General features: G+C 50.7%; 12 protein-coding genes and 1 riboswitch. Of the genes, 1 reads left to right on the forward strand and 11 read right to left on the reverse strand.

From position 1 onward, the window contains the following. Positions 1-54: 54 nt before the first annotated feature. Both R50912_RS17705 and R50912_RS17710 read right to left on the reverse strand, forming a co-directional pair. The gene (locus R50912_RS17705; RefSeq protein WP_331281872.1) at positions 55-600 is read right to left on the reverse strand and encodes an ABC transporter permease; all 546 of its coding nucleotides are present in this window, start codon (positions 598-600) and stop codon (positions 55-57) included. Between the two features lie 134 nt (positions 601-734). Further along, positions 735-1,583, reverse strand: a complete 849-nt coding sequence (locus tag R50912_RS17710; RefSeq protein WP_052416461.1) for an ABC transporter ATP-binding protein — start codon at positions 1,581-1,583, stop codon at positions 735-737. Between the two features lie 215 nt (positions 1,584-1,798). On the opposite strand from R50912_RS17710, the gene R50912_RS17715 reads away from it, so the two are divergent. Further along, a complete protein-coding gene (locus R50912_RS17715; RefSeq protein WP_042236754.1) occupies positions 1,799-2,134 on the forward strand; it encodes a protein YmzB in 336 nt (111 codons plus the stop codon). Positions 2,135-2,269: 135 nt separating this feature from the next. Here the strand turns inward: R50912_RS17715 and murB are convergent, their stop codons facing one another. The 9 genes from murB to R50912_RS17760 form a co-directional block, all read right to left on the reverse strand. Then, positions 2,270-3,184: a UDP-N-acetylmuramate dehydrogenase gene (gene murB, locus R50912_RS17720; protein WP_042236756.1), complete on the reverse strand. Its 915-nt coding sequence runs from the start codon at positions 3,182-3,184 to the stop codon at positions 2,270-2,272. A gap of 173 nt (positions 3,185-3,357) precedes the next feature. Next, a complete protein-coding gene (locus R50912_RS17725) occupies positions 3,358-4,167 on the reverse strand; it encodes a (2Fe-2S)-binding protein (protein ID WP_042236759.1) in 810 nt (269 codons plus the stop codon). A 41-nt stretch (positions 4,168-4,208) separates the two neighbouring features. Continuing rightward, on the reverse strand, positions 4,209-5,015 hold the full coding sequence (locus tag R50912_RS17730) for an ABC transporter ATP-binding protein (RefSeq protein ID WP_042236762.1): 807 nt from the start codon (positions 5,013-5,015) through the stop codon (positions 4,209-4,211). A gap of 58 nt (positions 5,016-5,073) precedes the next feature. Beyond that, positions 5,074-6,096 carry a FecCD family ABC transporter permease gene (locus R50912_RS17735; RefSeq protein WP_042242642.1) on the reverse strand — a complete coding sequence of 341 codons (1,023 nt, stop codon included), beginning with the start codon at positions 6,094-6,096 and terminating at the stop codon, positions 5,074-5,076. An 11-nt stretch (positions 6,097-6,107) separates the two neighbouring features. Next, positions 6,108-7,166 (reverse strand): FecCD family ABC transporter permease, encoded by a 1,059-nt coding sequence (locus R50912_RS17740; protein ID WP_042236764.1) that lies wholly within the window; start codon positions 7,164-7,166, stop codon positions 6,108-6,110. Positions 7,167-7,384: 218 nt separating this feature from the next. After that, positions 7,385-8,407, reverse strand: coding sequence for an iron-hydroxamate ABC transporter substrate-binding protein (locus R50912_RS17745; protein ID WP_081956558.1), 1,023 nt, complete (start codon positions 8,405-8,407; stop codon positions 7,385-7,387). A gap of 198 nt (positions 8,408-8,605) precedes the next feature. Next, on the reverse strand, positions 8,606-10,423 hold the full coding sequence (locus R50912_RS17750; protein WP_042236765.1) for an APC family permease: 1,818 nt from the start codon (positions 10,421-10,423) through the stop codon (positions 8,606-8,608). Positions 10,424-10,551: 128 nt separating this feature from the next. Next, positions 10,552-10,711: riboswitch (cyclic di-AMP (ydaO/yuaA leader) on the reverse strand. A 226-nt stretch (positions 10,712-10,937) separates the two neighbouring features. After that, the gene (locus tag R50912_RS17755) at positions 10,938-11,372 is read right to left on the reverse strand and encodes a disulfide oxidoreductase (protein WP_039298958.1); all 435 of its coding nucleotides are present in this window, start codon (positions 11,370-11,372) and stop codon (positions 10,938-10,940) included. Further along, the gene (locus R50912_RS17760) at positions 11,369-12,124 is read right to left on the reverse strand and encodes a DsbA family protein (RefSeq protein ID WP_052416467.1); all 756 of its coding nucleotides are present in this window, start codon (positions 12,122-12,124) and stop codon (positions 11,369-11,371) included. Before R50912_RS17760 ends, R50912_RS17755 begins: the two co-directional genes overlap by 4 nt. Between the last annotated feature and the right edge of the window lie 90 nt (positions 12,125-12,214).

Raw genomic sequence — 12,214 nt, forward strand, 5'->3', positions numbered from 1 at the left:
ATGTAGTTTACACCCTAATGGGGCACTGCAAACAATGCATCTTCCGGCGGGCACCTATTCGAGATCTATTCTCCATATCCATACGGCCAGCGCGGAGATCCAGAGGAGCAATAACAGGCTTTCGCCCAGCAAGGGACCGCTCCCGTTCAGGACACTATTCAAATTCTCTACGACCTCCACACTCGGTAGTAGGGCGAATAGCGGATAAGCCCAGTCCGGCAAGGAACCATATACGGAAACCACCAGAAAAAACACAATCATCGCTGCTGAACTGACGGCTGCGCCGTTTTTCGCCGAGCTAAGCTTAAGCCCGATGACCATCCCGACCTCGACGAAAATAATCCCTCCGGCCAGCATATATGGCAGAGCCGCCAGTAAACCGCTGTGCGCTCCTTCATTCAGCAGAAAAACGACGCATTGTGCCAGTAAAGAGAACATCAGCACGGTAGCGCCTTTGGCGAGAATAATCTGTCCCCGTCCGAGCGGAGATACCAGCAGGGCATCGAAGGTGCGGCTCTCGCGCTCTTCCAGCAGGGACGGGCCGGTGAGCATAATGCCTACCATCACCTCGGCGAACAGAATCCAGGTAGACAGCAGCATGAAATTGGATTCACCGGTCTGCATAACGGATATTAGTATTTTAGACATGAAGATTGGCAATAACAAGAGGATGATACAAGAAGGATTACGCAACAGATCCCTGCATTCATGCTTAATCAGCTTCAGCACCGGACTCAACTCAGCTCACTTCCCGTCAAAGCCGCGAAGACATCCGCGAGCGTGGCTTCCCTGCTGTGCAGGCTGATGAGCTGTCCTTCGGACAGCAGCTGATACACGCGATCCTTAGTGATTTCTCCTGACAGCGGCCAGGATTCACGTGCGACCCTGGAATCCTGCCAATATTCAGCGGCTAACTCTGCCTTCCCGTATCTCTGCTTCAGACGCTGCGGCCGATCAAGCGCTACCAGTCTGCCGCCGTGCATGATGCCTACACGGTCACTTAGCTCTTCGGCTTCGAGCATATCATGGGTAGTCATCACAACAGTCGTGCCTTCTGCTTTGATTCGTTGTATGTACTCTCTGATTAACGCCGCTGAATTCGGGTCCAGTCCGCTGGTAGGTTCATCGAGGAACAGGACTGCGGGATTGTGCAGAAGACTCCTGGCAATCAGCACACGCTGCTTCCACCCTTTGGATAAGCTGCTCACTCTGGCATGCTGCCGCTCCTCCAGTTGAAGGCTTTGCAGCACCTCATCAATTCGCTGCCTGGATACGCCGTACAGATCGGCGAAGAGGTTGAGATTACCGCGGATCGAACTGCGCATGTAGAGATTAGGAAGCTCAAAGACGACCCCGATTGAACTATGAATTTTCTTTTTATGCTGTGAAATATTCATTCCATTAATTAATATTTCACCTTCACTGGGAGTGAGCAGTCCGGTCATCATACGGATTGTTGTTGTTTTGCCGGCGCCGTTTGGACCGAGGAATCCAAAGATCTCACCTTGCTCCACGGTGAATGACAACCGGTCAACGGCCCGCCTACCCTGATATAGTCTGGAGACCTCCTTAAGCTGAATCAATGGCCTAACCACCTTTGCTTATAGTTTGCCTTATCCAAGCTTATTCTTATAAGCAGATGAACATCCCTCCGGCATGATATTTATAACATTCACCTTAAGCTCCTGCGTTTCCTGTGATGGGAGAGCGGAGATGTGACAGGCCGATGGATTCATTTGCCGGGAAAAGGGTAACTTAGAATTATCAATCTCTTACTAACCAAAGGATGGGATCCTATATGGAACAAAATGTACAGAAGCTTATCGATTGGCTGGAGTCGCCGGAGCATGCAACCCTGGTGATCAAGAAGCAGGAGCTGGATGATCTGGATACTGTTCACTTTAATCTGGACACGGTAGACTACCGCAATGCCGAGGATGTCCTTGATGAATACCTGGGCAGTGCACTGATTCTGCGGGGAACGGGAAATACACTCAATGCAGACGGTGAGCTTGTGCCGCTTCCGCAGCCTAATTATGAGATCGCAGTAAGCGGGCTGAAGCTGAATACAATAGCTGAGGATAATGTTGAACTGGAGACGGACAGAGCGAAATATTCGCTGGCTTTGAGCTAAATGCTCTAGTACTGCAGGGAAGTTGAGCGCGTCTTGTTATTTCCCCTCTACTTGAGACACATACAGGCCATGGGTGAAACACACCCATGGCCTTACACACGTCTATGATTCAAATATAAGAATTTACTAGCTGATCTATGCTTCTTCCCCGAGAATCTCGACTTCCGTCTCCAGCTCGACATCGAATTTATCCTTGACCGTTGAACGCACATGCTGAATCAGTCCGATGTAATCACTGGCCGTGGCATTATCCGCATTGACGATGAATCCGGCATGCTTGCGCGATACCTCCGCTCCGCCGATGCGGGTACCCTGCAGGCCGCTCTCCTGAATCAGCTGGCCGGCATAGCGGCCCGGCGGCCGCTTGAACACACTGCCGCAAGAAGGATATTCCAGCGGCTGTTTGGATTCCCGGAGATAGGTCAGCTCATCCATGGAGGATTTGATCGCAGCAGGATCACCCGGCTGAAGGGCAAATCTGGCCTCCAGCACAATATACTCTCCGCTGGCAAAGATACTTTTGCGGTAGCCCCACTGAAGCTGGTCACCCTGCATAGTAATTAGCTGTCCGTCCTTATCAATCACAAGTGCACTTTGCAGCACATCCTTAACCTCACCGCCGTAAGCTCCGGCATTCATATACAGCGCCCCGCCTACCGTTCCGGGGATGCCGCAGGCGAACTCCAGCCCCGTAAGCTCCTGCTCCAGCGCATATCTTGAAGCATCAATAATCTTCGCCCCGCACTGCGCGTAGAGCAGTCCGTCCCGGATGCCCATTTCCGTCATGTCAGAGGTCTGAAGCACAATACCACGGATGCCGCCGTCACGGATAATGACATTCGAGCCGTTTCCAAGTACAGTAAGCGGAATATTATGATCCTGCGCATATGTATATATTCTCTGAATTTCATCGTAGGTTGCCGGAGCAGCCCAAATATCCGCTTCCCCGCCCATGCGGGTATACACCAGATGCTTAAGACTCTCATGATGCTTCAGCGAGCCTGCGGTGACCAGCTGCTGCAGGTCTTTATATATGTTGTCTATATTCATACTTCATGCTCCTAACTCTATGGAAATGATGATCGTGATCGTCTGCCTGCCTCAACTGTCTGTGCATCGCGGCAACCACAACTTTAACAACGAACAGGCTCCCTTGTCAATGACAGGAGCCTGTTTGGAAGCTGCATACAGCATTATTATGTTTCATCATTCCCGATTATAACCTAACTCCCGGCCGCAGCACGCTCTGAGCGGAATTCTTCCCTTCTCGCTGCACGTTCCTCTTCTTTCATCCGGGGGCAGGTATAACATAGACGGCCGCCTTCTGTCCGGTAATACATACAGCAGCGGTTGCGCATCTGTACAGTCTGCTCCGGGTCAGCGATCGATTCAATTCTCCGTACCTTCACATGAAACGGATTCCGGGGCATCTGGAATACTTCAGCAGGCAGTTCATCTTTCAGATAGCTGTAATCTGCTTCAATCTGCTTAAGCACCGCAGGATCAGTAATTCCGGCTGCAAAGGACTCCACATAATAATTGAATTTGGACGGCATCTGTCCCCAGACCTCACCAAGTGATAAACCGCTCACCTGTGAAATACAGCGTACCAGAGGCCCGGCAGTCTCTTGATAAAAGCGGGCAAACACATCATTTCGCCACGCGTCCCTGCTCTGCTGTTCCTCAGGAGCCTGCTCGGTCTTCCACACGTGAAGGGAGAAGGCAATCCGGCAATATCCGTCTGCCGGAATGAGATGAATCCCCAGATTCGCTAGGCTGAGCCCAGGAACGAAGGAGAATCCTGTGACTGAATACTGAACCGCAAGCGCCAGATTGGACATATAGCCGCCGAAATATGCCGCAACTGCTTTATCGTCCAACGCTTTCATTAACGGCCCGTAAGTGTCTACAAATGCCCTCATACCCTGCTCATGCACCAGTTCAGCCGCAGCGAAGGAGTGCAGAGCCCCCTCCGGCACCGCAGGATGCAGGTCAAACTTGGTGGTGAATTCCTGAATCAATTGTTCGTTCATTGCACTGCCCCTTTCCGCTCACTAGTCCGCACAGCTCGCGCTTATAGTCCAGCTGCCTTGTACGCGGCCAGCTCGTAAGGAAGGCACAGCGGCACTCCGGTACGCGGATCAGGCACAATATCGGCTTCAATGCCGAATACCTCGCGTAGAACTACCGGTGTCATTACGTCAACCGGCGCCCCTTCACTGATCACATTACCGGATTTGATCGCTACCATATGCTGTGCATAACGGGAAGCATGGTTCAAATCATGTACCACCATGATAATCGTCCGGCCTTCTTCTTCATTCAGCTTCTGCAGCAGCTGGAGCACCTCCAGCTGATGGGCCATATCCAGGAATGTCGTCGGTTCATCAAGGAACAGAATATCTGTCTGCTGCGCCAAAGCCATGGCAATCCAGGCCCGCTGACGCTGTCCGCCGGAGAGCCGGTCAATCGGGCGGTCATGGAATTCTGTCATACCGGTAACTTCGATTGCATTAGCAATGATGCTGCGGTCTTCAGGCGTCATGGTGCCGAAGCCCTTCTGATGCGGGTAGCGGCCGTAACCCACAAGCTCAGATACAGTCAGACCGTCAGGCGCAGTAGGATTCTGCGGCAGAATCGCCAGCTGCTTGGCCACCTCTTTGGTGGACAGGTTATGAATGGATTTGCCGTCGAGCATGACACTGCCGCTCTTCGGCTTCATGATGCGCGCCATCGTCTTCAGAATAGTTGATTTACCTGAGCCGTTCGCACCAACCAGCGCTGTAATCTTCCCTGTCGGAAGTGACAGGTTCAGCCCCTTCACAATCAGCGCCTCTGCGTATCCGATACTCAGCTGTTCTGTATTCAAACGTTCCGACATGATACTCACTCCTCAGAATTTTAATTTTTCATGATAACTTCGCTTATGAATGCCTATGTTAAGCCTTAGATTTTGCCAAAAGATATAAAAAGTACGGGGCGCCGATGATTGCCACCACGATACCTGTAGGTATCTCTGTTGGCTGCAGAATCCAGCGCCCGATAGTGTCTGCGGTGAGCAGCAGCAGCGCGCCTATCAAAGCGGCTGCAGGCAGCATGATCTGATGACGCGGGCCTACAAGTCTGCGGGCGAGATGCGGTGCAATCAGTCCGACAAAGCCGATGCCTCCGCTGACCGAAACGCAGGCGCCTGCGAGAGCCACTGCAGCAGCCAAGAGCAGCAGACGTTCCCGCTCCAGCGGCAGCCCAAGTCCCTTGGAGGTTTCATCCCCTAGGTTCAGTACGTTAAGCACCCGAGCTTTGTAGAACGCGAACGGCAGCAGAATCAATATCCAGGGGAGCAGTGCCAGCACGAATCGCCAGTCTCCGCCCCAGATTTTACCGGCCAGCCAGATGGCTACGAACTGATAATTCTGCGGGTCCAGTCTCAACGACAGGATCAGCTGAAAAGCGTAAATGCCGGCACCTACGGCAATACCGATCAGGATCAGGCGTGTCGGCGAGAGTCCGTCGGCTCTCCGGTAGGAGAGAAAATAGATCAGTGTGGCCGTAAGCGCGGCACCTGCCAGCGCCAGCAGCGGAAGAACAAAGATGGGCCCCGCCGTGGTTGCCGGGACAAATGAAATGAAGATCAGCACTGCAAATCCTGCTCCGGCGTTAATACCTAGAGTTGAAGGTTCGGCAAGAGCATTGCGCGACAGGCCTTGCAGAATAGATCCTGATACTGCGAATCCCGCCCCGATGAGCAATGAGATCACTATACGCGGCAGCCGAAAATCAAACAGAATCAGGTTCTGCTGTTTGGTTCCTTCACCGAGCAGAGTATGTAGAACATCAAATGGTGATAAGCGCATGAAGCCGGTATTCATACTGACAATAAAAATAATGATGATAAGTACAGCAAGCAGCATTAGAATACCGGCTTCTCTGGTGCGGCGCGATTTCGCTGAGGGTACAGACATGGTCCTGTTCATTACAGCTCCCCCTTGCGCTTGCTGGCCAGATAGATGAAGAACGGTACGCCGATTACTGCAATCAGGGCACCTATTGGTGTTTCATAAGGCGCATTAATCATTCTCGCAGCGATATCGGCAAAGAGGATCAGCACGCTCCCGAGTACTGCCGAGCAAGGAATGATCCAGCGGTAATCCACCCCCACCAGATAACGGGTAATATGCGGAATCATTAATCCGACAAAAGCAATCGGCCCCACCGTCGAGACTGCCGCTCCGGCAAGAATGACCACAATGATCATCCCTGCGGTCTGTACCAGCCGTGTGCGCTGCCCCAGTCCTGCGGCAACATCCCTTCCCAGGCTTAACAGCGTGATGGAACGCGAGAGCACCAGCGACCCGATAAGCGCACATGCAACCCAGGGGGACATAATCTTGAGCTGTGTCCAGTTGGCTCCGCCAATCCCTCCTGCCATCCAGAACGCGATATCCTGGGAGAGGTGATACAGAATGGCGATGCCTTGGCTGAGCGCCAGCAGCATGGCACTGACCGCAGCACCCGCTAAGGTCAGGCGTAGCGGTGTCAGCCCGCTATGGGACAGCGAACCGATGCCGAAGACTAAGAGCGATGCCACAGCTGCTCCAATGAAGCAGTAGATCATGATATACATGAAAGACAGCGAAGGGGCAAAGGCGAAAGCCAATGCCAGGCCAACACCGGCTCCGGCGTTAAGTCCCAGCAGCCCCGAATCCGCCAGCGGATTCCGGGTCATCCCCTGCATGATCGCGCCGGCAACAGCAAAACATGCACCCACCAGCGCTCCGGCCAAAGCGCGGGGGATCCGCAGCTCCCGGATGACCTGATGCTGTCCCAGCTCCGGATTGAAACGGAAGACAGCTTCCCATACAGTAGCCAGCCGGATATCTGCCGCTCCTACCGATACAGACAGCATCAGCCCGAAGACGATGGCGGCTATTCCGAGCAGCAGGATCGTAGCTGCAGCCACCGGCCGCGACTTGATGGGTTTATCCTCTGCAGCCGTAGAAGGATTGAGGTTAGAACGTGTGGATGAAACCATAAGCCGTCTCCTTAACAGGATTATTACTTGCTTCTAATTGATTATCATTCTCATTATCGCAAATATATGAATATTGTACAAGCAGATAACGCGTAATCTATACTGGACGCCCTCATCTATCGCTCCATTTAAAAAAGGTGCAGATCATCGTATCCGGGGATACAAGGACCTGCACACTCTCTACCGGCAAAAGCTGATTACCGGCATTTGAACGCTGCTTATTTTACAAGACTGCTCAGAGCATCATCAATTGTTTTGGAGTTAGCTATAGGACCGCTGTACAGCCAGCTGGTTGATCTGCCAAACTCATGAACATTCCCCGCCTTAACAGCCGGAATCCCCTTCCAGATCGCGCCATCCGTAACTTCAGCAGCATCCGCCCCGTCACTGTTCACAAGGATGATATGATCTGCAGTCAGCTCAGACAATTTCTCAAGTGAAATGGGATTCCACGTTGCTCTGGACTCTGCAGGAATTTCGGTAACCAGATTCGGAAGCTTCAGGCCAAGGTCACCATACAGGACTGCCCCGCTGCTGCGGGTTTCATCTACTATATAGAAGTTCTTGGATACCAGCCAGAGGATGGCAACAGACTCATCGCCGATCGCAGCAGAGATTTTTGTTTTGGCTTCCGCCGCTTTTTGATCATAGGCAGCAATGGCTGCTTCAGCTTCCGGCGTTTTGTTCAGTAGCTCACCGATCTGGAGCAGCGATTTGCGCCAGTCTTTACTGATTTCATCGCCGAGTACATACGTAGGTGCGATTTTGTTCAACTGATCATACAGACCGTTCTGGACTGTGCCTTCCGATTGTACGATGTGGAAGTCCGGTGCAAAACTAGTTACGGCTTCGAGTGGAAGGTCATAGCTGATGGTTGGAACATCCTTAAGCTCAGCTGCGAGGTAATCCTGAGTGCCGTTTGTCACGGACCATTGGGCAACCGGAGTCACGCCGAGTGCGACCAGATAGTCTTCCAGATAAGAAGCAAGCACACGCTGCGGGTTCGCAGGGATAGTGACTTTATGTCCCATGGCATCCGTTACTGTTTGGTCTACCGCTGGGGCTGTCGTTTCTTCCGGTGCAGTTGTAGCTTCTGCAGTTGTTGCAGGTGCCGTAGTTGCCGCTCCTCCGTTATTGACTGCATTGTTATTCCCGCATGCGGATAGTAACAACGTCGTGGTCATGAGTCCGGCCATAGCCAGCTTCATGCTTGTTGATCTTTGCAGGTTGAACGAAAACATATAATACCCCTCCTGTATATACATTCATTATTGGTCAAAGGTGATTGTGGCCTTCGCCTCACATAAACTGATGATATTGATTCTCATTCTCTCTGTCAACTAAATTATCTGGTTCCATGTACACTCACACTGCGCATAACAAAAAACGGCTGCTCCCGCAACCTGCGGAAACAACCGTTATACATATAAAGGGTATGTCTATTTGTGCAAATGATACGGCACAGTTGCTATAACGATATCCTTCTGATTCATCAGATAAGAGCGGATGAACAAGCTGGTCTGATTATGCAGAATCGCCTGCCACCAATGCTTCGTAACAAATTGCGGAATGAGTACAGTAATATGGTCTGTTGAAGCGGTTTTCCACTCCACCGTATCGATGAATTTCACCAGCGGGCGGATGATGCTGCGGTAACGCGAGCGGAGTACAATCAGGCGAACCCCAGGGTTCCACTCTTCCCACTTCTGTTCCATTTTGTGAATCTCTTCTTCATCGAATCCGACATATACAGCCACCACATTCTCAGTCAATGACTTCGCATAGCTGATTGAATGCAGTACCGCGCGGGTGACACCGGCAACAGGTACAACCACTGTGCTTCCTTTAATGCAAGGTTTATCCGTAGCCGGACAAATGCGCAGCTGATCGGCAATATTCATATAATGGCGGTGAATCCGGTGGAACACGATGATTACAAGCGGCAGGAAGATGAAGGCCATCCATACACTCGAGAATTTAGTAATAATGAAGATGAGCGTAATGGTCAAGGTTGTGAGCATGCCTACTGTATTCACTGCGAATTTGCTCTGCCAGCCCTTAGGCTTGGTTCTGTACCACTGGACCATCATGCCAAGCTGTGAAAGGGTAAACGGAATGAATACCCCAACGGCGTATAATGGAATCAACCCTTCGGTATTACCGTGAAAAGCGGCTACAAGCACAGCCGACATTACGCCGAGGAAAATAATGCCGTTGGAGAATCCCAGCCGGTCTCCGCGTACCATGAAGGCGTGGGGTAAATATTTGTCTTTGGCGAACATGAATGCCAGCAGCGGGAATGCCGAATACGCTGTATTCGCCGCCAGGAACAAGATTACTGCGGTGATGCCTTGGATGAAGAAGTACAAACCGCCGCGGCCAAAGGTAGACTCGGTAATCTGCGACACAACCGTTGCTTTCTCGTTCGGCATGATACCGTACCAATAAGCCAAAAGCGTAATCCCCGTGAACATAGCCCCGAGAATCAGACCCATAAGCACCAGTGTTTTAGCCGCATTTTTCTCAGCCGGTGCTTTGAAGTTAGGGATCGCATTAGATACAGCTTCTACCCCGGTCAGTGCCGAACAGCCGGAGCTGAAGGCCTTAAGCAGAAGGAACATACTGACATTCGATACCGCCGAGCCGATCTCAGGAACCTGGGCATGAGCACCGCCGGTTGCATACTTGAAGACTCCCGCGATAATCAGCACAAAGATGGAGACGACGAACAGATATACCGGAATGGCTATGAATGAAGCTGATTCAGTAACCCCCCGCAGATTGACAATCGTTAAGAGCAGAATGACAGTAACCGCTATAAGTACACTATGATTATGAAGACCCGGGAACGCTGATGTGATCGCATCCGTTCCCGCCGAGGCGCTTACCGCCACCGTTAAAATATAATCCACCAGCAAAGAGCCTCCGGCAAGCAAGCCGGTATGAACCCCGAGATTAGTTTTGGCGACAATATAGGCGCCTCCGCCCTGCGGATAAGCAAAAATGGTCTGCCGATAAGACAGGATTAAGATGACCAGCAGGCCCAATACGGCTAATGCAATTGGCAATGAGTACCAGATAGCTGTGAAGCCTGCGGCCACGAGTACAATTAAGATTTGTTCTGTTCCGTAGGCTACAGACGAGAGCGCATCAGAAGACAGGACAGCCAGTGCTTTCACCTTGGATAACTTTTCATGATCGAGTTCGTTCGACTTCATCGGACGCCCGATCAATAGTCGTTTTACCTTGCTTACCATTGTAGTAACATTTCCTCTCTTTGTTAAGTTGAAACGGCAGTACCGCGCGCTGTTTTCATAAGTGGATTTCATAAATGCAGGCACAGAAATAGGCATACGGAAATGATCCGCATGCCTTGAGTGCATGGTCATTATCCCACTATTGCTTACGAGGTTAGCTGGCGGATTCGGGCTGTGGTAGCCCTACGGTTTTCGAGTCTGCTGACCCGCTTCCGATTCACCCCGTTGGCACTCGGCCAAGTTTGGTTCCCCCGTTTTTCCTTCCGGAAAATTCAGCGCATATTCAACTTCTCACAAGGACTAATATTAATCTACAATGACTCTTCCGTAAAGCGTTGAAACAAATGAAAAAAGAATGAAAAACAACCAAAACAACCAAATCCATGATCCGGTATGTCTTGATCTTTCATTCTCTTTCATTATCACTTTATCGCGTGATTTTACAGCATTTCTGCTTAATAATTTACACTCAATTTAAGGGAAATAGTTACTCTTCATTCTGCCTGACGGCTTCTTACTCACCTGCATCCTCTTTACGCCCTGTCCATAGCAGAATTGTGATTAATGCGAACGCAATGAGTGCCAGCAGCGGGATGGTGATGAATCCGAAATAATTCAGATAATCCGTGTTGCACGGGACACCGATTGTACATGGAAGCACCTTGCTAAGTGCCGGAATTTTCTGCTCTGCGTAATGATAGATCGAAATGCTTCCGCCAATCAAACTTAAGGGCAGCACATAAGGGATAATGCGCTTATCCCCCCGGTAAGTGGCGATTCCGAGCAAAATAAGCTGCGGGTACATAAATATCCGCTGAAACCAGCATAGCTTGCAGGGCTCATATTTCAGCACTTCACTGAGATACAGACTGCCTGCTACAGCAACAACCGAGACGAACCAGGCCAAGTAGAGACAATTCCGGCGGCAGAATGCAGAGAATTTATTCATTGTGCAGCCACAGCTTCCGCAGCTACCTTGATTTGAGCATCAATTTCCTCCATATTAAAAGGTTCATTCACCTTGACTCCATTCACAAACAGTGATGGCGTGTTGGTTACACCGGTGTCTGTGCCAACCTGGATATCTCTCTCCAGTTCGCTTTCATAGGTCTTGTCTTCAATATCCTTACGCAGCAGGTCGAAGTCAATGGGCAGTTCTAATTGCTGTGCCAGACTTACCAGGAAGTCCGGTGTTGCCCACTCCACCTTTTCTTCACCCTGGTTAGCATAGATGGCATCGAAGAATTTCCAGAAAGCCTCTTCATTCTGATGATATACGGACAGTGCCGCTAGTGAAGCTGTTCTCGAATCTGTACCAATAAAGGCCAGGTTGACGAAGTAAAAGGCTGCTTTATCCTGATTGACATACTCCTGAACGATTTGCGGTTTAATCACCCCGGTGAACTGGGCGCAAGCCGGACATTTGTAATCGCCGAATTCAACGATTTTGACTGGAGCATCTTCTTTGCCCAGCCGTGCCATTTCACTGTAATTGAAGTCAACGGGAGCCGCAGCAGATCCTGTGGTTGAGCCGTCCTTCGAGGCCAGCATGAATAATCCCACAAAAATAATAACGACTAACGCCACTGTACTCACGATCAGGATTCTCGTTTTCTGCTTCTGCTGCTCCTGCTCTGCCCGGCGTTTCTCCTGCTTGCTCATCTGGGGAAGCGCGACATTGTTCTTTTTCGGTTTGCTCAAAGAGAGTTCCTTTCTGTCCATAGGACTTTCGTGATAAAAGATAAGTTACTTTAAAATTATATAATTAAAGTTCTCTCCTTGGCAAACTCT

The organism is Paenibacillus sp. FSL R5-0912, assembly GCF_000758605.1.
Classification (GTDB): domain Bacteria; phylum Bacillota; class Bacilli; order Paenibacillales; family Paenibacillaceae; genus Paenibacillus_AQ.

Excerpts from the sequence above, each read along its gene's own strand:
- R50912_RS17740 (WP_042236764.1), bottom strand. The coding sequence starts at position 7,166 with ATGGTTTCATCCACACGTTCTAACCTCAATCCTTCTACGGCTGCAGAG.
- murB (WP_042236756.1), bottom strand. The coding sequence starts at position 3,184 with ATGAATATAGACAACATATATAAAGACCTGCAGCAGCTGGTCACCGCA.
- R50912_RS17750 (WP_042236765.1), bottom strand. The coding sequence starts at position 10,423 with ATGGTAAGCAAGGTAAAACGACTATTGATCGGGCGTCCGATGAAGTCG.
- R50912_RS17725 (WP_042236759.1), bottom strand. The coding sequence starts at position 4,167 with ATGAACGAACAATTGATTCAGGAATTCACCACCAAGTTTGACCTGCAT.
- R50912_RS17705 (WP_331281872.1), bottom strand. The coding sequence starts at position 600 with ATGCTGCTGTCTACCTGGATTCTGTTCGCCGAGGTGATGGTAGGCATT.
- R50912_RS17745 (WP_081956558.1), bottom strand. The coding sequence starts at position 8,407 with ATGTTTTCGTTCAACCTGCAAAGATCAACAAGCATGAAGCTGGCTATG.
- R50912_RS17735 (WP_042242642.1), bottom strand. The coding sequence starts at position 6,096 with ATGTCTGTACCCTCAGCGAAATCGCGCCGCACCAGAGAAGCCGGTATT.
- R50912_RS17715 (WP_042236754.1), top strand. The coding sequence starts at position 1,799 with ATGGAACAAAATGTACAGAAGCTTATCGATTGGCTGGAGTCGCCGGAG.
- R50912_RS17730 (WP_042236762.1), bottom strand. The coding sequence starts at position 5,015 with ATGTCGGAACGTTTGAATACAGAACAGCTGAGTATCGGATACGCAGAG.
- R50912_RS17755 (WP_039298958.1), bottom strand. The coding sequence starts at position 11,372 with ATGAATAAATTCTCTGCATTCTGCCGCCGGAATTGTCTCTACTTGGCC.